Source organism: Enterococcus sp. 3G1_DIV0629 (assembly GCF_002141285.1).
Taxonomy (GTDB): domain Bacteria; phylum Bacillota; class Bacilli; order Lactobacillales; family Enterococcaceae; genus Enterococcus_B; species Enterococcus_B lactis.
Window position 1 is genome coordinate 61617 of the sequence record NZ_NGLI01000003.1, and the last position, 23588, is coordinate 85204.

The window sequence follows — 23588 nt, forward strand, 5'->3', positions numbered from 1 at the left end:
ATGCAGCCAGAAGAAATGCCTTATTTCGTTGGTACAGTTGCCGCGATTTTTTTTCAAAATCCTAGTAATTTTTACAAAGTGCTTTTGGTACACATCAGCGAAACCACAGCTGATTACCGTGAAAAAGAGATTGTAGTTACCGGAAGCTTTGGCGATATCCAAGAAAATGAGACCTATCGATTTTATGGAGAACTAGTGGATCACCCTAAATACGGAAGACAGCTTAAAGTCGAAAGATATGAGCAAGAAAAACCAACAACTGCGAATGGGATCGTAGCTTATCTTTCCAGCGAAAAATTCCCTGGAATCGGTAAGAAAACAGCAGAGAAAATCGTCGAGTTGCTGGGAGAAGATGCTATCGAAAAAATCATTGCTGATCCTTCGGTATTAAAACAAATCGCTGGTTTAACGAAGCCAAAAAGAGAAATGCTTGCTGAGACCATTCGTCTAAATCACGGGATGGATCAAGTAATCATGGGATTGAATCGTTATGGATTCGGTAGTCAGTTAGCCTTCAGTATTTATCAGACCTATAAGAACGAGTCTTTGGATATCATCGAAGAAAATCCGTATCAGCTAGTCGAAGACATAGAAGGAATCGGGTTCAAACGTGCAGATAATCTAGCCGAACAAATCGGTATTGCAGCAGATTCACCTAGAAGAATCCGAGCAGCCATCTTGCATCAGATTTTTCAGCATGCTGTTCAAACAGGAGATACATACGTACCGGCGGAAACATTGCTTCAGCAAACCATCCGTATTTTAGAAACAAGTCGTCCAATCGAAATTCTGCCTGATCAGGTTGCTACTGTGATTATCCAGCTTGTTGAAGAAGGAAAAATCCAACAAGAAGAAACGAATCTTTACGAAAACAGTTTGTATTTTTCTGAATGGGGAATCGGCAATTCCATCCAACGTCTGCTCAGCCGTAAAAAAGAAATCCATTATCCTGAAAAAGAAGTGCAGAAAAATATTCGGCGTATCGAAAAATTATTCGGTATACAGTATGGACCCTCGCAAGAACAAGCAATCGCTGAAGCCATCCGTTCCCCTCTATTTATTTTAACAGGAGGGCCAGGTACGGGGAAAACTACTGTGATCAATGGAATCGTCAATCTTTTTGCAGAGTTGAATGGTCTGGAATTGGATCCGTCAAAATATACCCAAGAAATTTTTCCTATTCTGCTTGCAGCACCCACTGGCCGGGCAGCTAAACGAATGAACGAGACAACAGGTCTGCCTGCCAGTACAATCCATCGTTTACTTGGGCTGAATGGACGGGAAAAAACACCTTCAGTCAGCACGAAAGAATTAGAAGGCGGACTTTTGATCGTTGATGAGATGTCTATGGTCGATACATGGCTGGCTAACACATTATTCAAAGCGATTCCGACGAATATGCAGGTTATCCTAGTAGGAGATAAAGATCAGCTTCCTTCTGTTGGTCCTGGACAAGTGCTACATGACCTTTTGGAAATCGAACAAATTCCTAAAATGGAACTCAATCAGATTTATCGACAAGGTGATGGTTCTAGTATTATTCCTCTTGCCCATGAAATCAAAGAAGGACGTCTACCAAAAGATTTCACAAAGAATCAAAAAGATCGTTCCTATTTCCGAAGCGACGCTTATCAAATTGAACCCTTGATTTCTAAAATTGTGGAAAAAGCGAAAAATAAGGGATTCCGTGCACAAGATATCCAAGTATTAGCACCAATGTATCGGGGACCTGCAGGGATCGACGCGTTAAATAAAATGATGCAAGAGATATTCAATCCAGGGAGACCTGGGAAAAAGGAAGTGCATTGGAACGACACCGTTTATCGGATAGGAGACAAAGTACTCCAGTTAGTCAATACTCCTGAATTGAATGTATTCAATGGAGATATGGGAGAAATCACTGGGATTATCTTGGCAAAAGATTCGGAAGATAAAGTGGATGAATTAGTTATCCAATTTGATGCAAATGAGGTCACTTATAAAAGAAACGAGTGGAATAAAATTACTCTTTCTTATTGTTGCTCGATCCATAAATCACAGGGCAGTGAATTCAAAATGGTTATTTTGCCCATGGTCCATCAATATCAGCGCATGCTTCAGCGTAATCTACTCTACACGGCGGTTACTCGGAGTAAGGAACTGTTGATTTTGTTAGGGGAAGAGCAAGCGTATGCCACTTGTGTAGCGAATGAATCGGCAAGCCGAATGACTACGCTGAAATCAAGAATCATCGATAATGAAGAAATGACTATCACTCTGCGGACAAAACTAGCAGCTTATGAAGATTCTTTGATTGGAAATGATCCATTTGAAGATGGGACCTATACGAAAGAGTCGCAGGACATAAAAGAAAAGTTACCTATAAAAGACGACAGTGGAACGAATGAATCGAAAAACCAAGTAATGGAAACAGTGGAACCAGATCTGTTCTCTTCATCGGTTGTAGAGGAAAAGAAAGAAGAGATAGAACCTGCTGTTCCTAAGGAGTTCGTTCTTACTGCAGAAGCGATTAATCAGAAATTAGTAGATCCAATGATTGGTATGGAAAACATTACACCTTATACATTATAAACGAATCTGACGATACGTATGCGCTATTTATTGGCAATATTGATCACTTAAAAAGCGGATGTGACACGACGTGTGCCTCATCCGCTTTTTGAAATTATTCTTGGTGACTTGGAGTGAAATTGTAGGCTCATGCCGTCTTGGTAAACGGTGTTCAAAAGACAGTTTCTCGGTATGAAGTCAAATTTATGCAAAAATGTGAACAGCCATTTCCACAAAATTTTTCTTCATACTCGAAACTACTTGAAAAATAACTGATTTTTTGTAGAAAACTGCAGATCAAAAGGACGAGGAGCGACATCTTCTCCATCTTCTTGACCATATTGCGGCGTTGTTGAAACGATTCGTAATCTGTTTGTTGTGTAGTGATGGAAATATTTCGATTTCAATTGTTTTTTCTGCATAAGTAAAAGGATAAGCCATATGATTTTAAAAATATTGATTCGTTCGACCACGACAAAATCAATGACTGGTTTAGACGCATCTGCAGTTGGAGCAATTGCGATTCCTCCTCCAAAAAAAGGATGCTTCGTTGCTGTACATAAAAATGCATTTGAAAAACTTAACTGCTTTCCTCCTGCATCCACTAGAATTGGAAATCCTTTTTGAGTAAATAAAGTCCGGAGAATAGAGAACAAGTACGAAAAAGAACCTAAGTTGTATTTGTTCAATCGCTCTTTTGTAGAAGAATGATTTGTCGCGTGGACGATAGCCGCATCTAATCCAATACCGAAATTATTAACAGCTATTCCTTTTTTTTCACTTATTTTTTCTTCATAAGCCATTATATGGACTTTATCTGGTGATTGAGCTGCTAAAATCAGCTGAAGTGCTTTTTTAGGATTCTTGGAAAGTCCCGCTCCTCGAGCAAAATCATTTCCAGAGCCTGCTGGAATATAAGCGACAGGAAATTCAACTTCCATCTGATAGAAAGTATCAAGTACCTGATGCAAGGTACCGTCTCCTCCTACGATGATCAAAAGAGGGAAAGTTTCGATTGTTTCCTGTTCTTCTGTCCAAGGTACTAATGTTTCTTTTGCCAGAATTTCAGCAATCTCCGCATCATGTCCTTTGTATTCACTGTAATGAAGGGTATAGTCGACATGTTTATTTTTTAATACCGGCAAGATTTTTTCTGCTACTTTATGGCCGTTTCCACTGCCTGCCGATGGATTGATCAATAAATGATAATGGAATTTCATATTTTCCTCCTGCTATTCAATACAACAAGATATTTTAATCATCCTGTTTGCTGGTTAACCAATAATTAGCAAGCTTTTTCTATTTTTGGAATGAAAGAAACTTGTTTTTTACAAAAAAACACCTGTTACAAAATTAATTCTTGGTTATTATAGCAGAAGACTAGGAGAATGAAAAAGGCCTGGAGACCGAAAAACACAAAAAAGCCTAGCAAGCGCATCATCCATTACTTACGTAAGGAGAAGTTCCAAGGTTCGGTATGTCCACTTAGATCTTCAGCTGCTTGCTAGACTATTCTCTAGTAAGAGGTTGCTCAAATTCCCACATCCTTTTTTATTTATTTAAGTTTCACAACAATTCTTTTCGTGCAGAACCTATTTCGTCTGCTTTACTGGGAATTCTTATGACCCCTTACACTTATCTTATACCATATTTTGAGACTTTTAGCAAGCGTTTACATTTTTGTTTATTTACTTTTTTCAAAAGTAGATAAGACAGATTGAAATAAATGAAAAGTCTGTTATAATTATTGTTTGTTTCACATAATCGCGGTTCATCAACCATCCCGCGTTAAAAAAACTAGGAGAAACGAGGAGAGAAAATGCAAAAAACGAAAAGCAGACAACGGTTGTCCGTAATCGTTGTAAATGGTATCATCATGGCTCTTTATCTAGCGCTAACTATTTTAGTTGCGCCTGTATCCTCAGGGCCGATCCAGTTTCGTATTTCAGAAAGTTTGAATCATTTAGTTGTCTTTAACCGTAAATTACTTTGGGGAGTTTTGGGCGGGGTCATCGTCTATAATGCTTTCTTTGGATTTGGTATCATGGATGTGGTTTTTGGCGGTGGCCAAACATTGCTTTCTTTAGGTCTGACAGCTTTATTGCAAAACAAAGTGACAAATGTAAAGATGCGTTTAGTATTGAACACGATCTTCTTTACTATCAGCATGGGATTGATTGCTTATATGCTAGTTCCGACAGGTGGCCAAGCATTTTGGACAACCTATGGTACACTTGCATTAAGCGAGTTCATCATCATGGCTGTTTCAGCACCACTGATGTATTATTTAGATCGTTCGCTTGATTTTGAAAAGCGTATCTAATTGTAAAAAAACGACAAAAGAAAGCAGCTGAGCTGTACTTCTTTTGTCGTTTTTATTATGCTTCTTGGTTTTGCAAATTTTCGATTTCTACCACTTTATAATTCTTTTTCTCTAAGTGGTTGACGATCGTTTCACATACTTTCGGTTCAGTGTTTGCCGGCAGCGTAATCAACGTACGTCGGATGTATTCGTCTTTTTCGATATCAAGAGTAATGCAGCTGGCAATGCTACTGTGTTTTGAAATGATTTTTGCGATAGCAGCCAGATCTCCTTGCTTTCCTGTAGAAGCAATTGTCAGCACATAGCTTCCTTGTTCTACGCTCCAAGATTGAGAGAGCATATTAAGTAATGTGCTATGTGTCAAAATACCATAAAAATGATTTTCACTGTCAAGGACAGCAATGTAAGGAAGCTCTTTGATCGTAAAGAATACTTTGAAGAAAGAAGTATCCAGATAAATGAACTTTGTGGCATTTTTCAAAAGATGAGTGACAGGAAGCGTCATATCACCGCCGTTTGCTTTATGACGATAGATGTGCATTTTGTAAATATTTCCACGGAAAATATTACCTGAAGAATCTAAGATCGGCACACAACGGTATCCGGAAGTTTCTAAAATTTTTAATGCTTCTTCTAATGTACTAGTCTCTGTAACGGTTGTCAGATCTTTTTTCTTATATACAAGTGTTTTTAATAGCATCGCTATACCTCCAATTGTCTCATTTTAGCTTAATTTCAAATTAATCATATCATAATTTTATCTAAAACAATAGATAGTTTATTTCACAAATTGACAAGTAAAAAGTTACGTGATACTGTTATTAAGTATAAGTCTGATTCTCAGCAAGGGGGCAGAAGTAAATGGCAAAGAAAAAAGCAGCACTCGCTTGTTCCGTTTGTGGGTCTCGTAACTACACAAAATCAGTCAGTGAAGGAAAAAGCGGCGAACGTTTAGAAATCAACAAATTTTGTAAATATTGTAATCAATATACATTACATAAAGAAACGAAATAAACAGCAGCAAAGGAGGATGTCTCATGAAATTTCTAAAAAGCGTAAAAGATGAAATCAAACAAGTAACTTGGCCAAGCAGAAAACAACTTCGTAAAGATACGTTGGTAGTTATCGAAACTTCTATTCTTTTCGGGTTGATGTTTTACGTAATGGATACAGCAATCCAAAGTTTATTTGGCTGGATCTTAAAATAACTCGCTAGCCACAACGTGCTTTTAGTGCTATAATGAAGCGAAAGAAAAACTTCGGGTGTACTGAGGTTTTTTTATTTTACAATGAAATGAGGAGCCTTCAATGGAATCTTTTGAAAAAAACTGGTATGTCTTGCATACATATTCAGGATATGAAAACAAAGTAAAAGCAAATATCGAATCTCGTGCGCAAAGTATGAAAATGGCCGACTTTATTTTCCGTGTCGTTGTTCCTGAAGAAAAAGAAACAGAAGTCAAAAATGGGAAAGAAAAAGAAATCGTTCATAAAACATTTCCAGGATATGTTCTTGTTGAAATGATCATGACAGACGCTTCCTGGTATGTTGTCCGTAACACACCAGGCGTGACAGGATTCGTTGGTTCACACGGAGCTGGAAGCAAACCAGCACCACTACTTCCAGAAGAAGTCAATCATATCTTGCGTTCTATCGGAATGAGTCTACGACAAAATGATCTAGAAGTAGAAGTTGGCGAAGTTGTGAAAATCATCGAAGGCGCATTTGCTGGATTAGAAGGACAAGTAACAGAAGTTGACGGAGAAAAAGAAAAATTGAAAGTCAACATCGATATGTTTGGTCGTGAAACAAGTACAGAACTTGATTTCGATCAAGTAGATAAAATCGATTAATAAAGAGACTTGAAATGTCGATCATACGATTGACCTTTCAAGTCTTTCTTTTTTCTATATGGAAAGGAAGAGGCGAATGACAAATCGAATCAAAAATGTATGCAAACATGCGGCTACAGCAGCTTTAGTGCTTATCAGCTTGTTTGCGATAAGTGGTTGCCAGACGACGAAGACTACTGTAGTTTCTGATAAAGAAAAAACGGTAGAATCCAGTAAAGTGATAGAAAAAACCACTATTCCAACACTTTTTTTCCATGGCTACAGCGGGACAGAAAATTCCTTTAAAGGGATGTTGCAACGTTTGGAAAAAAATCAAAAAGCAGTAAAAGAATTAGTTTTAATAGTAGGAGCAGATGGACAAATACAAGCAGAAGGGGACTTGTCTGGAAAAGCAGACAACCTGATGGTCCAAGTATTGTTTGAAGATAATAAAAACAACGAGTGGAACCAAGCAGAATGGATCAAATCTTGTCTTTTGTATCTGAAAGAAAACGAGGGCATAGACAAAGTCAACATAGTGGGGCATTCCATGGGAGGAGTTAGTGCATTACGCTATTTAGGAACATATGGACAGGATACGTCATTGCCGCAAGTTCAGACATTTACGGCAATTGGTGCACCTTTTAATGATTTTGTCGATGACAGTGGGCAATCTCTGACAGAGGAGTTAGCAAAGGGGCCTGCTGTTGTTTCTAGCCGCTATCAAGATTATCAGCAAATGATCGGAAATATGCCTACAACTACTCGATTTTTCCTGATTGCCGGACAATTAGATGAAGCAGACTTGAGTGATGGGACAGTACCGTTAAACAGTGCATTAGCTGTCTATGCGTTGTTGAAACAACACGGAAATGAAGTAGAAGAAAAAATAGTAAAAGGCGAAAATGCCGCTCATAGTATGCTTCATGAAAACCAAGAAGTAGATCAGCTTGTTAGTCGATTTGTTTGGAACGAATAGCAAGAAAAGGATCCGAGAGTAAAAATTTGCTTACTTTTTGTAAGGATAGTATGATTTATATGTAATCAAGAAGATGAAAGAAGGATCTACTATGACTTATCATACAAGTAATGAAGAACATCCAATCGATATTGTAAACATTGCCTCACTAGAAGGTCGTGTAAAAGAGCGCATGGAAGCAGGAGCTTTTGGCTATATTCGCGGTGGTTCTGAAGATGAGTGGACGATGAAAGAAAATACGACTTCTTTTAATACAAAAAAAATCATGCCACGGATATTACGCGGAATCGACTCAGCAGATTTGCATACATCAGTTTTTGGAATTGAATTAGACACACCGATTATCCAAGCGCCATCAGCGGCCCAAGGATTGGCACATGAAAAAGGGGAAGCTGATACAGCTAAAGGGGTAGCTGCTGCTGGATCAATCTTTTCCATCAGCACTTATGCAAATACGACAATCAAAGATGCAGCAGATGCAGCGCCAGGCGCACCGCAGTTTTTCCAATTATATATGAGTAAAGACGATGGATTCAATGAGTTCATTTTGAAAAAAGCAGTAGAAGCAGGGGCCAAAGCCATTATTTTAACGGCAGATTCAACGCTCGGTGGTTACCGTGAAGAAGATGTGATCAATCAATTCCAATTTCCATTACCAATGCCTAATTTAGCTGCTTATAGCGAACAAAGTGCAAGTGGGAATGGCGAAGGAAAAGGAATTGCAGAAATTTATGCAGCCGCAAAACAAGGCTTGACACCAGATGACATCAAAACAATCAAAGAAATCACCAATCTTCCAGTCATCGTAAAAGGAATACAATCGCCAGAAGATGCAGTAATCGCTATCTCTGCAGGGGCAGATGGTATCTGGGTATCTAATCATGGGGGTCGACAATTAGACGGAGGTCCTGCTTCCTTTGAAGTATTGCCAAAAATTGCCGAAGTAGTCAATAAACGTGTGCCAGTGATTTTCGACTCTGGCGTCCGTCGAGGAGAACATGTCTTTAAAGCTTTGGCAAGTGGTGCTGACTTAGTTGCGATTGGTCGACCAGTGATTTATGGATTGAATCTAGGTGGGGCAGAAGGAGTAACTTCTGTTTTTGAACATCTGAACAAAGAATTGTCGATCACGATGCAACTTGCAGGAACAAAAACGATTGATGAAGTAAAAAATACGAAATTGATGGATTAATAAAAAAACGAAGAGAGGCCTAACTGTGCGTCTCTTCGTTTTTTTGTGATGGAAATAACTAATCTCTTAATACTCGAAACTAAGCAGCTTTTTTACGACCTCTTATTTAAAATCTCTTCCGTAAGTCGCTTAGCAGTTGGCGTAACAGCTAAGCCGCCTTCTGCTGTCTCTTTGAAAATCGATGGCATTTGACGTCCGACTTGATACATCGCAGCAACGACTTCATCCGGTGGAATGACACTTTCGATACCCGCTAATGCCATATCAGCAGAGATGAAAGCTTGAGAAGACCCTAAAGCATTACGTTTGACACAAGGTACTTCAACTAAACCTGCAACAGGATCACAAATCAGTCCCATCATATTTTTCAATGTGATGGCTACTGCTTGAGCTGCTTGATGAGGAGTTCCGTTTTTTGCGCAAACCAAAGCTGCCGCTGCCATTGCACTTGCAGAACCAACTTCTGCTTGACAACCCCCTTCTGCGCCACTAATAGAAGCGTTGTTCGCGATTACTAACCCGAAAGCGCCAGCAGTAAACAAAAATTCCAATTGTTGTTCATGTGACAAACCAAGCCGATCTCGGACAGCCATTAACACACCAGGAACAACCCCCGCACTGCCAGCAGTCGGTGTAGCACAAATCAATCCCATTTTTGCATTGACTTCGTTAACAGCTACAGCGTTGCGTACAGCCTTTAAGATCGTTTCTCCGCTCAAAAAATCTGCCTCGTTCAAATAATCATCTAATTTTTTTGCATCGCCACCGGTAATCCCTGTGACGGAGGTGACACCTTCTTTTCCCTCGTTGATTGATTGTTCCATTACTGAAAGATTTTTTTCCATAATCGCAATGATCTGACTACGGGAACGGCCGCTCATTTCCATTTCAACTGCAATCATCAATTCTGCTACACTTGAATAAGCTTTCGCTTGGTCTACTAATTCTTCAATCGATAAAAACATTTTTTCAGCTCCTTAATCGAAATAGTTTACGCTGTCGATATTTGGCAGCTGTTTGAGTCTTCTTACTGTTTCTTCAACTTGAGGATTATCTACTTCAATGATCATGATGGCACTTTCGCCTTTTGATTCCCGTGTCACTGTCATAGTACCGATATTCGTATTGGTTTCAGAAAGTATACCAGTCACTTTAGCGATCATCCCTGGAACATCCTGGTGGACAACGATCAAGGTAGGTGTTCCCATGCTTAAAGAAATTTTGAATCCATTCAATTCAGAAATCTGGATATTGCCACCGCCAATCGAAATGCCAGTAACTGAAAGCTTTCGTGTTCCTTTTTTTAGAAGCATCTTTACAGAGTTTGGATGTTCGGCTTTTTCACTCTTAGGAACAAACAAGACTTCCATGCCAGCTTCATATGCCAATTTCAAAGAATCAGCTAAACGTTCATCATCAGGTTCCATTCCTAATAGACCGCCAACTAATGCAATGTCTGTTCCGTGCCCCCGATAGGTTTTTGCAAATGATTCATATAGATAAATATCTACAGAATCAGGTTGCTCGCCAAATATACTGCGTACGATCTTCCCAATTCTAGCTGCTCCAGCTGTGTGGGAGCTACTTGGACCAATCATCACAGGTCCAATAATATCAAAGACACTTCTATACCTTAAATCTTTCATTTTCTCCACCTCATTTTATTATGTAGGAATCTTTGTACAAGGGTCTAAAAAACCGCGTTATTGTTTGTTTTCATCTGTTGAACCATGCTAGCGCAAGTGTAACATAAAAGAAGAAATGGGAACGAAAAATTGTTGTTTTTTTAGAATAAATTTAGCGTTTATTCAAGCAAAATGTAAAAATAGCAGAAAAAAATCTTGAAAAAACAAATAAATTTGCTATACTGTACCAGTGTGCATTGTTTTGCACATTATTTGTCTGGATTTTTTCAGATCAGATAAAACGTGGGAGGAGAAATATGCATCTCCAATTAACCACATCACGGACTTAAGGAGGTATGTCTCGTGGCAAAGAAAGTAGAAAAAATCGTTAAATTGCAAATTCCTGCAGGGAAAGCAACTCCAGCTCCACCAGTAGGTCCTGCACTAGGTCAAGCGGGTATCAATATCATGGGATTCACAAAAGAATTCAACGCTCGTACAGCTGATCAAGCAGGTTTGATCATTCCGGTTGTTATTTCTGTATACGAAGACCGTTCATTCACATTCGTTACAAAAACACCGCCAGCTGCTGTTCTATTGAAAAAAGCAGCTAAAATCGAAAAAGGTTCAGGTGAACCAAACAAAAATAAAGTTGCGAAAGTTTCTAGCGATCAAGTAAGAGAAATCGCTGAATTAAAAATGGAAGACCTAAACGCAGCTAACGTTGAAGCAGCAATGCGCATGGTTGAAGGAACTGCACGAAGCATGGGGATCACTGTAGAATAATCTCTACACCCTAAGACAGCAGCTTCTCAGTTGGCTCTATATTGAAAGATATAGAACACGTGGGAGGTACAACCGTTATAACCACAATCAAGGAGGAACCAAAATGGCTAAAAAGAGCAAAAAAATGCAAGATGCATTAAAAAAAGTTGATTCAAGTAAAGTTTATCCTGTTGCCGAAGCAGTAGCTTTAGCAAAAGAAACAAACATTGCAAAATTTGATGCAACAGTTGAAGTTGCATACCGTTTGAACGTAGACCCTAAAAAAGCAGACCAACAAATCCGTGGTGCTGTTGTATTACCAAACGGAACTGGTAAAACACAAACTGTTTTAGTTTTTGCTAAAGGAGACAAAGCAAAAGAAGCTGAAGCAGCTGGTGCAGATTTCGTAGGTGACGACGACATGGTTCAAAAAATCCAAAACGGATGGTTTGACTTTGACGTAGTTGTTGCAACACCTGATATGATGGCTACTGTAGGTCGTCTAGGACGTGTATTAGGACCAAAAGGCTTAATGCCAAACCCTAAAACTGGTACAGTTACAATGGATGTAACAAAAGCAGTAAACGAAGTGAAAGCTGGTAAAGTAACTTACCGTGTAGACAAAGCTGGAAACATCCATGTACCAATCGGAAAAGTTTCATTTGATGATGAAAAATTAGTTGAAAACTTTGCAACAATCCATGATGTATTGCTAAAAGCTAAACCATCAGCAGCTAAAGGTCAATACATGAAAAATGTAACGATCACAACAACATTTGGACCTGGTATCCATGTTGACCAAGCTTCTTTCTAATCAAATATTAGAACGTTGATTGATCCAACTGAAAAATAATTCTTGACTCGACTAGTTTAGCATGCTAAGCTAGTTGAGGTTAATAATTAACTTGTACCGAAGACAGTAGGTGGCTCCAAGCCTTAATTTCCTACCGAGGACGTTTATTGAATATATTCAATAGTCCCTCTATGTCTGCGGTGGCATAGAGTTTTTTATTGTGAATCACTATGAACGAAGTGAAGAGATGATGAACAATACTGGTTGAGCAAAGCGAAAGGAGTTTCCTTTCGAGCAAAGCGAGTAGAATCACTATGAACGAAGAGAATAGATGATAAACAATACTGGTTGAGCAAAGAAACTATACAAGTGATTTGCCTTTTCAGTTCAAAAAACTCTTCCATCAAAATTCAGGAGGTGAAACTCAAAAATGAGTGAAGCAATTATCGCAAAAAAAGCAGCAATCGTTGATGAAGTAAGCGAAAAATTTACAGCAGCTGCATCAGTAGTAGTCGTTGACTACCGCGGATTAACAGTTGATGAAGTAACACGTTTACGTAAACAACTTCGTGATGCTAACGTAGAAATGAAAGTTATCAAAAACTCAATTCTTTCACGTGCAGCTAAAAAAGCTGGCCTTGAAGGCATGGACGAAGTATTCACTGGACCTACAGCCGTTGCATTCAGTAACGAAGATGTAGTTGCACCAGCGAAAATCATGGACGAATTTGCTAAAGAAGCAAAAGCATTAGAAATCAAAGGCGGTATCATCGAAGGTAAAGTATCTTCATTGGAAGAAATCACAGCATTGGCAAAATTGCCAAATCGCGAAGGACTTCTATCTATGTTGCTATCTGTACTACAAGCGCCAGTCCGCAACGTGGCTTACGCTGTCAAAGCAGTGGCAGACAAAGAAGATGGAGATGCAGCTTAATTGCCGCATAAAGTATTAAATAAAAAAGAACATTTAAACGGAGGAAATTATAATGGCATTGAACATTGAAAACATCGTTGCTGAGTTAAAAGAAGCAACTATCCTAGAACTTAACGACCTAGTTAAAGCTATTGAAGAAGAATTTGGCGTATCTGCTGCTGCTCCTGTAGCTGTAGCTGCTGCTGGTGGCGCTGCTGCTGCTGAAGAACAAACAGAATTCACTGTAGAATTAACTGCAGCTGGAGACCAAAAAGTTAAAGTTATCAAAGCAGTTCGTGAAGCAACTGGCTTAGGCTTGAAAGAAGCTAAAGCTGTAGTTGATGGCGCTCCTGCACCAGTTAAAGAAGGCGTATCTAAAGAAGAAGCTGACGAATTGAAAGCTAAACTTGAAGAAGTTGGCGCATCTGTAACTGTTAAATAATTTTTTAACTATTTGAAAGCACTGAGATCCTATCTTGGATTTCGGTGCTTTTTTGTTTTTATGTTAAACTATTATTTAATGAATATAGTTTTTTTCAGGAGGTAATATGAAAAAGAAAAAAATCCGATTGATTTTGATCACGTTGGGAATCGTTCTGATACTGATGGTGGGTTATCGGTTGTATTTAGAATACCAGACAGATATACAATTATTTTTAAACCCTAGAGCAAGTAAGGAAGAGCTGCTTGCACATATTCGTTCTCATGGTTTTTCTGCATCGCTACTCTTGATTGTGTTGACAGCGGTGATGTGTGCTGTTCCGGGTATCCCTACTTCGGTTATTGGTGTCATTGCCGGATTGAGCTTTGGTCCGTTTATTGGGGCAGGTATCAATGTTTTAGGGAATGCTTTGGGCAATATCTCCGCTGTGTTTTTGATGCACCGATTGAAATTTTTAGATAAGAAAACCGAAACGAATCATTGGGTGCAATCCATTCGGCAAATGAAACATCCAAAAATAGGCGTAATGTTAGGTTACATGATACCGGTGATCCCATCTTCTATGGTCAATTTTGCTGCAGATGCGATGAAGTTGCCTCTTCAGCAAATCGTAATGTCGATCGTGATTGGAGTCATCCCTTCATCTGTGTTGTATGCGTGTGGGGGAGAAGCTCTGTTTCACGGATATAACAAAACTGCAGTCACGTTGGTTGCAAGTGTTACTGTGCTAGTAGGGTTAGTTGTCTTCATTTATAAAGATCGCAAGAAAAAACAAGGAAAACAAAGACAAAAATAATAACTGTGGCGAATAGTTGTATTTTTCTATTTCCAATCTTTTCCATAAGTTGTAAACTAAGATAGGAAATGGGGGAAATCAATGGAGAGTAAAGAAAAAACACCTTTAACAATATCGCTTATTTTATTATTATCAATCACTTGCGGCGTCGTTGTTGCCAATATGTATTATATCCAGCCGATTGGAACAAAAGTAGCAGCTAGTTTATCTGTTAGCACAAGTGCAGTCGGGATATTGACAATGTTGACTCAGTTAGGCTATGCACTAGGGCTACTGTTTTTAGTTCCTTTAGGGGACGTGGTGGATCGTCCAAAATTAATTATACGAATGGCAGCGTTATCTGCTATCTCGCTGTTGGCCGCTTTTTTTGCGCCTTCGTTTGCGTTATTTGCGTGCGCTTCTTTTTTAATAGGATTACTTTCGATCGTGCCGCAAATCATCATTCCTTATGGTGCGGTACTAGCGGGACCAAAAGCAAGAGGAAAAGTCATGGGAACATTGCTTAGCGGTTTACTCGTGGGGATTTTGCTTTCTCGGACAGTATCTGGTATTGTTGCCAGTCTTTTTTCTTGGCGGATGATCTATTTATTTGCTTTATGTGCCGTCGGGATTCTTACACTTCTGCTTTACTGGAAGATGCCGCGTTCTGTCCAGCAAAGTAGTACATCTGTTTCATACCTTGATTCACTCAAAAGTTTGCCGCATTTAGTTGCCTCTCAACGTTTATTAAGAGAAGCGGCAGTCAGCGGATTTTTTATGTTTGGCACATTTTCAATCTTTTGGTCTACGTTGATTTTTTATATCAGCAGTCCCGCTTACAATTGGGGGACTTTTGAAGCAGGGATATTAGCGATTTTTGGGTTGTCTGGAGCAGTCGCTGCACCTATCGTGGGACGACTGGCAGATTCTTATTCTGAAAGAAAAATTGTATATATGGGACTTGTTATGCAAACAATAAGTTTTATTGCTTTATTGGTTGGCGGAAGCCATTTGGCCATTTTGCTTTTAGCTATTATTTTATTAGACGTCGGGAATCAATTTGGTCAAGTCGCCAATCAAACACGAGTACAAGGACTAGGTGAAGCAGCAAGCAACCGAAATAATACTGTATTTATGTTTATGTACTTTATTGGAGGTGCGGCTGGTTCATTGCTAGGGACGACCATGTGGCAACAGTATGGTTGGTTAGGTGTAACGGTTAGCGGACTTGTTTTTCAGGGATGTGCGTTTTTCTTTCAAACAGTTGTTTTTAAAGGAAAGAGAAATCTCAAAAATAAAAAATAGACGAAAAGAGGTTGTGAAAAAGCTGTTATGCATCAAGTAATAAGAACAGCCAAACAAAAATAGTTCCTCATATTTTTTGTTTTGGTTGGGCTTATTACTGCAGATGCAAGCTTTTGAACACCGTTTACAAAGAGGTTGTAAAAAAGCCGCTTAGTTTCGAGTATTAAGAAAAATTTTGTGAAAATGGCTTTCCACATTTTTGCATAAATTTGGCTTAATACCGAGAAACTGGCTTTTGAACACTGTTTATCGAGAGGTTGTAAAATCAGCGGTTTGAGCTAATACGAAGGTCAGCTAATTGAACACCATTTATTCAGAAGAAGGAGCTGTGACAAGACTTTTGTCACAGCTCCTTCTTGCCACTATTCAATCAAACATTTATTTCGGTTCAATCTCAATGACTCGTTGAACAAGATCTTGATAAAATTCTTGTTCATGAGAGACGATGATCACCGTTCCTGGAAATTTCTGAATGCCATCTTGTAAGCTTTCTTTCGTTTCTTGATCAATATGGTTCGTCGGTTCATCGAGAATCAGTAAATTACCTTGGTTCATTGTCAACTGTGCAAGTTTCACCTTGGTTTGTTCTCCACCACTTAATGTAGTGAGAGGTTCGCTTGCTAATTGATTGACTAGTCCAGCTTTAGCTAATTGGCGACGTAATTCTTTGATAGTCGCTTTTGGAAATTGACTACTTAAGTATTGTAGTGGTGTTTCTAATGGATTTTCCCAGTATAGATCTTGTGAAAAGTAATTGATTTTTGTGTTATCTGGGAAGTGGAAATCGCCACTTATTTTTTCAATCTCACCAATCAATGTTTTTAACAAAGTAGATTTCCCAATCCCGTTGAAGCCTCGAATGGCAATATTTTCACCAAACCGGATGGTCAAATTAATGGGTGCAAGTAGCGGTCGATCATAGCCGATGACTAAATCAGTTGTTTCCACTGCCAACGTCGTGACAATAGGAGAGAATGGAAAATCAAAGACAGCTTTACTTGCTGAAGCGGGAGGCGTCAGCCGTTCGATTTTATCTAATTGTTTTTGTCGGCTTTTTGCCATTGTTGATCGGGAACCGGCTTTGTATTTCCGAATATAAGCTTCGGTCTTTTCGATTTGTTTTTGTTGAGCATGATATTGGCGCAAATAGCTTTCGCGATTTTGTTCCTTTTGTTTCAATGCTTGTTTTAGATGACCAGTATACTTAGTAATCTTTCCAAACTCGATGTCTGCGATATGGGTGGTGATCTGATCAAGAAATTCTTGATCATGGGAAATCACGATATACGCACCGTCAAAATCCTGAAGAAACTGCGTCAGCCATTGGATATGCTGATCATCTAAGTGATTGGTTGGTTCATCTAAGATCAGAACATCTGGGTTTTCTAAAAGTAGTTTTGCTAAAATCACCTTTGAACGTTGTCCACCACTTAGATTTTTCAACAGTGAATCTAAACCTAAGACATCGATCCCCAACCCGCTGCTCATCTCAGCAACTAAGGTGTCGATTTGATAAAACACTCCTTGGTCTAATTCCGTTTGGAGTTTCCCAGCTTTTTCCAGCAAGGAATCATCGAAGGTCTCGCTATATGTTTGGTAAAGAAAAGCAATTTTTTTTTCCTTTTCGTATTCTTTTGCGTACGCAGTTTTTAGAAATTCTTCGATCGTTAATGTTTCATCGACTTCTACATATTGATCGAGGTAACCTTTATGAATATTTTTTTGCCAATGGATCTGTCCGTCATCTGGCAGGATCTCACCAGTGATGATTTTAATCAATGTACTTTTGCCGGCTCCGTTTTGTCCGATCAGCCCAAGATGTTCGCCAGCGTTTAATTGCAGATCGACTCCTTCATAGAGGATTTTATCGCCGAACTGCTGGGTGATGTTGTTTAATGTCAGTATACTCATAATAACTCCTTTTTCATAAAAAAACTGCAGACATAAAGCGTCCACAGTGAATCAATTGCTTGGTTTTCATGCAACATGGATTGTTTGATTGAACCATCTTATGAAACCTAACACGGATGCCCTTTTGTTGTCAAGAAAATGAAAAAAATAGAATTTGGTCTATACTGATTATTGTAAAAAGAAAAAAAGAATGCTATAATTGGGCTATACCAAAACACAAAGGAGCAATCACTATGGAAATCATTCGTGTAAAAAACGCTGAAGAAGGCGGAAAAAAAGCATTTGAAATCATCAAAGAAGGTATGAACAAAGGTGCAAAAGTATTAGGATTGGCAACAGGAAGCACACCAGTTACTTTATATAAAGAAATGACTTCAAGCGATTTGGATTTCAGTGAAATGACTTCTGTAAACTTAGATGAGTACGTTGGACTAGGTGGTTCAGATGAACAAAGCTACCGCCATTTCATGGATGTCCAATTATTTGATAAAAAACCATTCAAAGAAACATTTGTACCAGATGGGAAAGCAGAAGATCTGGAAGCAGCATGCAAAAAGTATGATCAAATCATCGATGCTCATCCAATCGATATCCAAATTTTAGGAATCGGGCAAAATGGACATATCGGTTTCAATGAACCTGGTGCTTCATTTGACGGAACAACTTCAGTAGTTGATTTGACAGAATCAACGATCAATGCAAACAAACGATTCTTTGATAAAGCAGAAGATGTACCAACAAAAGCTGTTTCAATGGGAATTGGCTCGATTATGAAAAGTAAAGAAATCGTCTTGATGGCGTTTGGCGAAAGCAAAGCTGATGCAATCAAAGGGATGATTGAAGGACCTGTAACGAATCATTTACCAGCAAGTGTATTGCAAAACCACGACAATGTCGTTGTGATCATCGATGAAGAAGCAGCAAGTAAATTGTAATTTTCAAAAGAGGCTGGGACAGAAGCGTTTAACTCCAAGAAATAAGAAGGAATTCACGAAAATTGCTTTTCAAATTTTTGTGAATTTCAGCTTATTTCCGAAGGAGTTGCTTCTGCTTCCGCCGTTTACACATGTTTAGAGCGTGAGACAAAAGTTTTTCTTTACTTTTGTCCCACGCTCTTTTTCGTAAGAGGTAAAAATTGCACTTTTTTTGTCTGCTCCTTTCAGACATGATATATTGGACTGGAGGGTGTTTAGATGAATGATATGGTATTGACAATTCCAGAGATTATTTTACGTTTAGGGATCGCTATGCTATTTGGCGGAGCAATCGGTTTTGAGCGACAATATAAAAATCGTCCAGCAGGGATGCGTACACATATTTTAGTTTGTATGGGAGCATGTATCATTGCATTGATACAAGTCGAGATCGCTAGTGGAGCATTAAGAGATGCTTTAGCGTATCCACAGCTTGCTGGAACGATCCGTTCAGATGAAGCAAGGCTGATTGCTCAAGTAGTAAGTGGCGTCGGTTTCTTAGGTGCTGGAACGATCATCGTCACGAAACAATCGGTGACGGGACTTACGACTGCCGCTTCTTTATGGGCTATTGCCGGATTAGGGATCGCCATCGGCATGGGTTACTATTCCATTGCGATCATCAGTTTTATCGGGATTGCTATTGCACTCACAGTAGTGAAACGCGTGATTCACGTACCTACGACTAAAAAGTTAGAAATCCAATTTATCCATAGAAAAGAAACCAAAGATTTTCTTACCGATTATTTTGAAGAGAAAAATATCGTGATCGAAGATGTGAATTTTGATGTGAAATTCGTTGATGACTATCGTGTATATAAAAATATATATACGATCGATCTTCCTAAAGGACTCACTTATGCCGATGTGATCGAAGAGTTGTCTGTACACAAAAATATCACAAAGCTGCATTTAGTCAGTATTGCGCAATAAACGATCTGCCCAAAACGATTTTTATTTTGGGCGGATCGTGTTTTTTTTGAAGTACTCTTCTGATCAGTAAAATACCTTTCCTTTTTTATTTTGTTTTTTTTAAGCAAATGAAAATCTCAGCGCGTAATTCTTTGTTAAATGATAGAATAGAAGTATCAAAGGAACTTGGAGGAGATGTATGCAATCACGTTTTAAACAATCAAAATTATTTTTCTGGACAGTGGAGCTAGTACTCACGATCGTCGGCGTGTATTTCATTTTACAAATGCCGAATATTTTTAGTCCAATATTGAAAATGCTTTCGGCTATTTTTTTGCCGTTGCTTGTTGCTGGTTTTATCTATTATATGTTCGATCCAATCGTTGTTTTTCTCGAAAAGCATCGGATTCCGAGAGTGTTTGGATTTTTATTGACATTTTTGGTCGTAATCATTTTAGTTGTTTTGACTGTCATGAATGTAGTGCCTCAGTTAGTGGAGCAGACGATTCAATTGACTCAGAGCCTGCCAATCTATGCAGATGAAACAAGCAAATGGTTAAATGAATTGGCGCAGCGAGAAGAGTTTAAAAATTTCAATTTGGAAGAACAATTAGCATCAGCGAATTTATCTCTCAGTAATTTGTTCAATATCATATTGGTCAGTTTATCTGCAAGTGTCACTAAAATCATTTCATTCATGATGCAATTTTTTATTTTGTTATTTACCGTTCCATTTATTTTGCTGTTTATGTTCAAGGATGGACACAAATTTATTGATGCGTTGTCTCATTTCTTTCCGAAAGCGATTCGTAAAGAGTTGCGCCAAACAGTGAAAGAATTAAATGAAACATTGTCTGCCTATATCAGCAGTACGATCTTAGATGCTTTGATTATTGGTGTGATGAGCTTTTTGGCAATGAGAATATTCAATCAGCCTTATAGCTTATTGCTTGCGGTCATTTGCGGCATCACGAATATTATCCCATATGTCGGCCCTTTTATTGGAGCAGTACCAGCAATCATTGTCGGTTTGTTTATCTCTCCATTTCAAGCTTTGTACATGGCGTTGTCGATTTTAGTGATCCAACAATTAGATGGAAATTTGATCAAGCCGTTGTTGTTTGGGAAATCAATGAATATCCATCCACTGACGATCATCTTGGTATTGATTGGAGCAGGAAGTGTCGCAGGAATATTAGGCATGCTGATTTGTATACCTGTATATGCAGTGATTAAGACGATAATATTAAATATTCGGAAAATCTATTTATTGAGAAGAATGGAACATGTTTCTGAAAAGTTAGATAGTCCAAAAGTGCTGGAAGAAACAAGTGAATAAGCCTATTTAAAAAGGGATCTTAGCGTTCATTTTATTTAGATGTACGTTGAGATTCTTATTTATATGATCCAGTTGATGCTTTTTTATAACCTAACCGATCCGTCCTAGTTAGGGTGGACGAATTAGCAAATCATAGGGTAAATATTGTTTACTGGAAATGGCTCAAAGGTATATTAGATTTCTTTCATTTTAGATAGAGTAAGTAAAACGAAGAAATCACAAGAAATGCTTCCCCAAAAAACAATACTAAGTGTGCTAACATATTAAGTTTTGACTATTCTGCTTTCTCACTCATTTCATTTTCATCTCACTCAGAAGTCTCTCCTGAAACCGATTTTCTACCATGGTATCCTAAAGAAAAAGAATTCGGAGGGTTGTCATGAATCAATTAAAACAAAATTTATTTTTGACGCGGCGTGATTTCGAAGAAGCACTAGAAGAGATGATTCTGCCTTTAAAACAGGAACTATTCAATAGTGAAAAACCAGGAGTACGTCTAGGGAGTAGCGGCGCTGTTTATGACGAGAAGAGAGCAGAGATGGAGGCATTTATTCGTCCATTATGGGGACTGGCACCTTATTGGATGAATAATGGGACGAAAGATGAGTTGAAAGACGTCTATCGAAAGAAAATCTTGAAAGGGATGAATCCAAAAGATTCATTTTATTGGGGAGATATTAACGATTATGATCAATATATCGTAGAAATGGCAGCGTTATCTTTGAATCTGTTATTGAATCGAAACTATTTCTTTGATGAACTGTCAGGCACTTCCAAACAACAGTTGATTCATTGGCTAAAACAAGCCTTAGATAAAAAAATACCTAAAAATAATTGGACATTTTTCAAAATTTTGATCCGAATCGCTTTAAAACATTGTGGTGAATCATTAGATAAAGAAAAAATAGAAGCAGAATTACGCTTTATTGATACGATGTATGTAGGAAAAGGCTGGTATATCGACGGTAAATCTTCGCAAAAAGATTACTATGTTCCTTTTGCTTTTCATTATTATGGATTGATTTTTGCCAAGTTAATGAAAGACGACTTTCCTGAATGGTCAGAAAAATTCATCTATCGTGCAAAAGAGTTTACGAAGGACTATATTTATTATTTCGATTCCGACGGAGAAGCGTTACCTTATGGACGAAGTCTCATCTATCGATTTGCACAAGGTGCTTTTTTTTCTGCATTGATTTTTGCAGAAGTGGAAGCAATCCCTTGGGGTCAGATAAAGACGCTTCTTTCCAACCATATGAAGCAGTGGATGACACATGATATCTTTACTTATGACGGACGGCTATCCATTGGGTATCATTATGAGAACCTTGTGATGGCAGAAGGCTATAACGCACCGGGGTCTCCCTATTGGGCATTAAAAGTATTTTTATTACTAGCAACAAAAAAAGAACATCCGTATTGGAAAGCCAAACCTGAACCAGTCAATACCAAAGAGAAAAGATTGATTGATAATGGAAATATGCTTTTGTGTCAGGCAAAAGAAGGAAAACATGTACTTGGTTATCCATATGGTTTGATGATCGATGGCCAAGCGCATGCCCCAGCGAAGTATAGTAAGTTTGTCTACTCTACTAAATTTGGCTTTAGTGTGCCAAAAGCGGGAATCACATATGAAGAAGGGGCATTTGATAATACATTAGCTCTTTCAAGAGACGGTGAATATTTCAGGACAAAGAAAAAGGTACGAAGTAGTGGAGCAACAGAGACTTCTGTTATGTATGAATGGCAACCATTCCAAGACGTGCTGATCCAAACAGAAATTTACCCATTTGGTGAATGGCATGTTCGATTCCATGAGATATATACGACGATTCCTTTAGAGATAAGAGAAGGCGGATTTAGTCTTTTGGTAAAAGAACCAGAAATAACTTTGTCGAAAGACTGTGCAAAAATAAAAGAAACGCATGTGTCTCAAATCATTGCAATCGAGGGGTATGAAGAAGCAGGGATTCAGGTGCTAGAACCAAATACTTCTGTATTCTTTCCAAGAACCAATCTTCCCTATTTGAAAAAGAAAATCGAACCTGGTACCCATCGCTTTATTTGTTTAGTTGGCGGAATAATAAATGGAGGAGAAAAAAATGATCCAAATTGATCTAAAAAATAAAAATAATCAAGTAGTTATTGGCAAAATCGATCACGAGAAAAAAGAAACCGCATTTTCTGCAAATGGAGAAGAAATAGCAGTGTGAGCAATCAAAAATCACACATATGAAGTAGGAGACAAACTGGTCATAACGAAAGAGAAAAATGATCACTATTTTGTTGTGCAATTAGATGAAACATTGGCACCAACACTTCTTTATATTCCAGAGAAGAAATGGGAATATGTGATTCCGCTAGAAGAAACGAAATCTTCAGTAGAGACGGGATTTCGTTCAAAAAGACATCACATATATGTTCGTAAAGCCTATGATTTTGAAGTGGAAAGCTATCGGAATGTATCTACAAACCCTCATGATCAAAAATTGATCAGTGGAGCATATCCACATGCATATGCTAATGTAGAGACGACAAATGATGTGACTTTTTTTGCTAAAAATGCGATTGACGGAAAGTTTGGTAATCGCTCACATGGATCCTATCCATTTACTTCTTGGGGAATCAATCAGCAAAAAGATGCAACTTTGACGATCGACTTTGGACGCTCAATCCAAACCGATCGAGTAAATCTTTTGTTTCGAGGAGATTATCCACATGATAGCTATTGGACAGAAGTTTCTATTTGTTTTTCTGATGGAGAAACAATAAAAGTAGCAACAACAGATACGCTTGAATTTCAATCGTTTTACTTTCCCGAAAAAATGACGAGTTCAGTTACTTTGAAAAATTTGAAAAAAGCAGAAGATACGTCACCATTCCCAGCATTAACACAAATTGAGATTTTCGGACGAGAAGTAATCACTTGTACTTGATTAAGAGAAATAATGATAGAA

General features: G+C 38.3%; 23 protein-coding genes, 1 riboswitch and 1 other annotated feature. Of the genes, 18 read left to right on the plus strand and 5 right to left on the minus strand.

The window, feature by feature from the left end; genetic code table 11:
* Complete coding sequence (locus A5816_RS12545) at positions 1 to 2571, plus strand: ATP-dependent RecD-like DNA helicase (RefSeq protein WP_086311462.1); 2571 nt, start codon at positions 1 to 3, stop codon at positions 2569 to 2571.
* 236 nt (positions 2572 to 2807) lie between these two features.
* Here A5816_RS12545 and A5816_RS12550 read toward each other — a convergent pair whose 3' ends face one another.
* Positions 2808 to 3770, minus strand: coding sequence for a diacylglycerol kinase family protein (locus tag A5816_RS12550; RefSeq protein WP_002373119.1), 963 nt, complete (start codon positions 3768 to 3770; stop codon positions 2808 to 2810).
* Between the two features lie 540 nt (positions 3771 to 4310).
* Positions 4311 to 4357, plus strand: a riboswitch (PreQ1 riboswitch).
* 12 nt (positions 4358 to 4369) lie between these two features.
* On the opposite strand from A5816_RS12550, the gene A5816_RS12555 reads away from it, so the two are divergent.
* Positions 4370 to 4873: a QueT transporter family protein gene (locus A5816_RS12555; RefSeq protein WP_002373120.1), complete on the plus strand. Its 504-nt coding sequence runs from the start codon at positions 4370 to 4372 to the stop codon at positions 4871 to 4873.
* 55 nt (positions 4874 to 4928) lie between these two features.
* On the opposite strand, the gene cbpA is transcribed toward A5816_RS12555, so the two are convergent.
* Positions 4929 to 5573: a cyclic di-AMP binding protein CbpA gene (gene cbpA / locus A5816_RS12560; RefSeq protein WP_002315667.1), complete on the minus strand. Its 645-nt coding sequence runs from the start codon at positions 5571 to 5573 to the stop codon at positions 4929 to 4931.
* Between the two features lie 161 nt (positions 5574 to 5734).
* On the opposite strand from cbpA, the gene rpmG reads away from it, so the two are divergent.
* The 5 genes from rpmG (at position 5735) to A5816_RS12585 (ending at position 8877) form a co-directional block, all read left to right on the plus strand.
* Positions 5735 to 5887 (plus strand): 50S ribosomal protein L33, encoded by a 153-nt coding sequence (gene rpmG, locus A5816_RS12565; RefSeq protein WP_002294578.1) that lies wholly within the window; start codon positions 5735 to 5737, stop codon positions 5885 to 5887.
* 23 nt (positions 5888 to 5910) lie between these two features.
* Positions 5911 to 6081 (plus strand): preprotein translocase subunit SecE, encoded by a 171-nt coding sequence (gene secE / locus A5816_RS12570; protein ID WP_002373121.1) that lies wholly within the window; start codon positions 5911 to 5913, stop codon positions 6079 to 6081.
* A 100-nt stretch (positions 6082 to 6181) separates the two neighbouring features.
* Positions 6182 to 6727 carry a transcription termination/antitermination protein NusG gene (gene nusG, locus A5816_RS12575; RefSeq protein WP_002294580.1) on the plus strand — a complete coding sequence of 182 codons (546 nt, stop codon included), beginning with the start codon at positions 6182 to 6184 and terminating at the stop codon, positions 6725 to 6727.
* 58 nt (positions 6728 to 6785) lie between these two features.
* Positions 6786 to 7685 carry an alpha/beta fold hydrolase gene (locus A5816_RS12580; RefSeq protein ID WP_179189723.1) on the plus strand — a complete coding sequence of 300 codons (900 nt, stop codon included), beginning with the start codon at positions 6786 to 6788 and terminating at the stop codon, positions 7683 to 7685.
* Positions 7686 to 7776: 91 nt separating this feature from the next.
* Positions 7777 to 8877 carry a lactate oxidase gene (locus A5816_RS12585; RefSeq protein WP_002315669.1) on the plus strand — a complete coding sequence of 367 codons (1101 nt, stop codon included), beginning with the start codon at positions 7777 to 7779 and terminating at the stop codon, positions 8875 to 8877.
* 92 nt (positions 8878 to 8969) lie between these two features.
* Here the strand turns inward: A5816_RS12585 and sdaAA are convergent, their stop codons facing one another.
* Together sdaAA and sdaAB are read right to left on the minus strand one after the other, a co-directional pair.
* Positions 8970 to 9842 (minus strand): L-serine ammonia-lyase, iron-sulfur-dependent, subunit alpha, encoded by an 873-nt coding sequence (sdaAA, locus tag A5816_RS12590; protein ID WP_002309997.1) that lies wholly within the window; start codon positions 9840 to 9842, stop codon positions 8970 to 8972.
* A gap of 12 nt (positions 9843 to 9854) precedes the next feature.
* Positions 9855 to 10523, minus strand: a complete 669-nt coding sequence (sdaAB, locus tag A5816_RS12595; protein WP_010732884.1) for an L-serine ammonia-lyase, iron-sulfur-dependent subunit beta — start codon at positions 10521 to 10523, stop codon at positions 9855 to 9857.
* 342 nt (positions 10524 to 10865) lie between these two features.
* On the opposite strand from sdaAB, the gene rplK reads away from it, so the two are divergent.
* The 6 genes from rplK to A5816_RS12625 all read left to right on the plus strand — a co-directional run bounded on the left by rplK (position 10866) and on the right by A5816_RS12625 (position 15495).
* A complete protein-coding gene (rplK, locus tag A5816_RS12600; RefSeq protein ID WP_002291638.1) occupies positions 10866 to 11288 on the plus strand; it encodes a 50S ribosomal protein L11 in 423 nt (140 codons plus the stop codon).
* Positions 11289 to 11391: 103 nt separating this feature from the next.
* Positions 11392 to 12081 carry a 50S ribosomal protein L1 gene (rplA, locus tag A5816_RS12605; protein ID WP_002291636.1) on the plus strand — a complete coding sequence of 230 codons (690 nt, stop codon included), beginning with the start codon at positions 11392 to 11394 and terminating at the stop codon, positions 12079 to 12081.
* Positions 12082 to 12159: 78 nt separating this feature from the next.
* Positions 12160 to 12287, plus strand: a sequence feature (ribosomal protein L10 leader region).
* A 203-nt stretch (positions 12288 to 12490) separates the two neighbouring features.
* Positions 12491 to 12994: a 50S ribosomal protein L10 gene (gene rplJ / locus A5816_RS12610; protein ID WP_002291634.1), complete on the plus strand. Its 504-nt coding sequence runs from the start codon at positions 12491 to 12493 to the stop codon at positions 12992 to 12994.
* 52 nt (positions 12995 to 13046) lie between these two features.
* On the plus strand, positions 13047 to 13415 hold the full coding sequence (gene rplL, locus A5816_RS12615) for a 50S ribosomal protein L7/L12 (protein WP_002291633.1): 369 nt from the start codon (positions 13047 to 13049) through the stop codon (positions 13413 to 13415).
* 106 nt (positions 13416 to 13521) lie between these two features.
* The gene (locus A5816_RS12620) at positions 13522 to 14211 is read left to right on the plus strand and encodes a TVP38/TMEM64 family protein (RefSeq protein ID WP_086311464.1); all 690 of its coding nucleotides are present in this window, start codon (positions 13522 to 13524) and stop codon (positions 14209 to 14211) included.
* Positions 14212 to 14292: 81 nt separating this feature from the next.
* Positions 14293 to 15495 carry an MFS transporter gene (locus A5816_RS12625; RefSeq protein WP_086311465.1) on the plus strand — a complete coding sequence of 401 codons (1203 nt, stop codon included), beginning with the start codon at positions 14293 to 14295 and terminating at the stop codon, positions 15493 to 15495.
* 378 nt (positions 15496 to 15873) lie between these two features.
* Here the strand turns inward: A5816_RS12625 and A5816_RS12630 are convergent, their stop codons facing one another.
* On the minus strand, positions 15874 to 17406 hold the full coding sequence (locus A5816_RS12630; RefSeq protein ID WP_086311466.1) for an ABC-F family ATP-binding cassette domain-containing protein: 1533 nt from the start codon (positions 17404 to 17406) through the stop codon (positions 15874 to 15876).
* A gap of 233 nt (positions 17407 to 17639) precedes the next feature.
* Between A5816_RS12630 and nagB the strand changes: the two genes are divergently transcribed.
* The 5 genes from nagB (at position 17640) to A5816_RS12655 (ending at position 23567) form a co-directional block, all read left to right on the plus strand.
* Complete coding sequence (nagB, locus tag A5816_RS12635) at positions 17640 to 18341, plus strand: glucosamine-6-phosphate deaminase (protein ID WP_002287787.1); 702 nt, start codon at positions 17640 to 17642, stop codon at positions 18339 to 18341.
* A gap of 258 nt (positions 18342 to 18599) precedes the next feature.
* A complete protein-coding gene (locus tag A5816_RS12640; protein WP_002290559.1) occupies positions 18600 to 19313 on the plus strand; it encodes an MgtC/SapB family protein in 714 nt (237 codons plus the stop codon).
* 178 nt (positions 19314 to 19491) lie between these two features.
* Positions 19492 to 20631, plus strand: a complete 1140-nt coding sequence (locus A5816_RS12645; RefSeq protein ID WP_002290560.1) for an AI-2E family transporter — start codon at positions 19492 to 19494, stop codon at positions 20629 to 20631.
* A gap of 379 nt (positions 20632 to 21010) precedes the next feature.
* Positions 21011 to 22747 (plus strand): DUF2264 domain-containing protein, encoded by a 1737-nt coding sequence (locus tag A5816_RS12650; RefSeq protein ID WP_086311467.1) that lies wholly within the window; start codon positions 21011 to 21013, stop codon positions 22745 to 22747.
* Positions 22748 to 22847: 100 nt separating this feature from the next.
* On the plus strand, positions 22848 to 23567 hold the full coding sequence (locus tag A5816_RS12655; protein WP_256926095.1) for a hypothetical protein: 720 nt from the start codon (positions 22848 to 22850) through the stop codon (positions 23565 to 23567).
* Positions 23568 to 23588 lie beyond the last annotated feature (21 nt).

What these genes read in the sequence shown, in the direction of transcription:
- A5816_RS12545 (WP_086311462.1), top strand. Translation starts at nt 1, where the DNA reads ATGCAGCCAGAAGAAATGCCTTATTTCGTTGGTACAGTTGCCGCGATT.
- A5816_RS12550 (WP_002373119.1), bottom strand. Translation starts at nt 3,770, where the DNA reads ATGAAATTCCATTATCATTTATTGATCAATCCATCGGCAGGCAGTGGA.
- A5816_RS12555 (WP_002373120.1), top strand. Translation starts at nt 4,370, where the DNA reads ATGCAAAAAACGAAAAGCAGACAACGGTTGTCCGTAATCGTTGTAAAT.
- cbpA (WP_002315667.1), bottom strand. Translation starts at nt 5,573, where the DNA reads ATGCTATTAAAAACACTTGTATATAAGAAAAAAGATCTGACAACCGTT.
- rpmG (WP_002294578.1), top strand. Translation starts at nt 5,735, where the DNA reads ATGGCAAAGAAAAAAGCAGCACTCGCTTGTTCCGTTTGTGGGTCTCGT.
- secE (WP_002373121.1), top strand. Translation starts at nt 5,911, where the DNA reads ATGAAATTTCTAAAAAGCGTAAAAGATGAAATCAAACAAGTAACTTGG.
- nusG (WP_002294580.1), top strand. Translation starts at nt 6,182, where the DNA reads ATGGAATCTTTTGAAAAAAACTGGTATGTCTTGCATACATATTCAGGA.
- A5816_RS12580 (WP_179189723.1), top strand. Translation starts at nt 6,786, where the DNA reads ATGGAAAGGAAGAGGCGAATGACAAATCGAATCAAAAATGTATGCAAA.
- A5816_RS12585 (WP_002315669.1), top strand. Translation starts at nt 7,777, where the DNA reads ATGACTTATCATACAAGTAATGAAGAACATCCAATCGATATTGTAAAC.
- sdaAA (WP_002309997.1), bottom strand. Translation starts at nt 9,842, where the DNA reads ATGTTTTTATCGATTGAAGAATTAGTAGACCAAGCGAAAGCTTATTCA.
- sdaAB (WP_010732884.1), bottom strand. Translation starts at nt 10,523, where the DNA reads ATGAAAGATTTAAGGTATAGAAGTGTCTTTGATATTATTGGACCTGTG.
- rplA (WP_002291636.1), top strand. Translation starts at nt 11,392, where the DNA reads ATGGCTAAAAAGAGCAAAAAAATGCAAGATGCATTAAAAAAAGTTGAT.
- rplJ (WP_002291634.1), top strand. Translation starts at nt 12,491, where the DNA reads ATGAGTGAAGCAATTATCGCAAAAAAAGCAGCAATCGTTGATGAAGTA.
- rplL (WP_002291633.1), top strand. Translation starts at nt 13,047, where the DNA reads ATGGCATTGAACATTGAAAACATCGTTGCTGAGTTAAAAGAAGCAACT.
- A5816_RS12620 (WP_086311464.1), top strand. Translation starts at nt 13,522, where the DNA reads ATGAAAAAGAAAAAAATCCGATTGATTTTGATCACGTTGGGAATCGTT.
- A5816_RS12625 (WP_086311465.1), top strand. Translation starts at nt 14,293, where the DNA reads ATGGAGAGTAAAGAAAAAACACCTTTAACAATATCGCTTATTTTATTA.
- A5816_RS12630 (WP_086311466.1), bottom strand. Translation starts at nt 17,406, where the DNA reads ATGAGTATACTGACATTAAACAACATCACCCAGCAGTTCGGCGATAAA.
- nagB (WP_002287787.1), top strand. Translation starts at nt 17,640, where the DNA reads ATGGAAATCATTCGTGTAAAAAACGCTGAAGAAGGCGGAAAAAAAGCA.
- A5816_RS12640 (WP_002290559.1), top strand. Translation starts at nt 18,600, where the DNA reads ATGAATGATATGGTATTGACAATTCCAGAGATTATTTTACGTTTAGGG.
- A5816_RS12645 (WP_002290560.1), top strand. Translation starts at nt 19,492, where the DNA reads ATGCAATCACGTTTTAAACAATCAAAATTATTTTTCTGGACAGTGGAG.
- A5816_RS12650 (WP_086311467.1), top strand. Translation starts at nt 21,011, where the DNA reads ATGAATCAATTAAAACAAAATTTATTTTTGACGCGGCGTGATTTCGAA.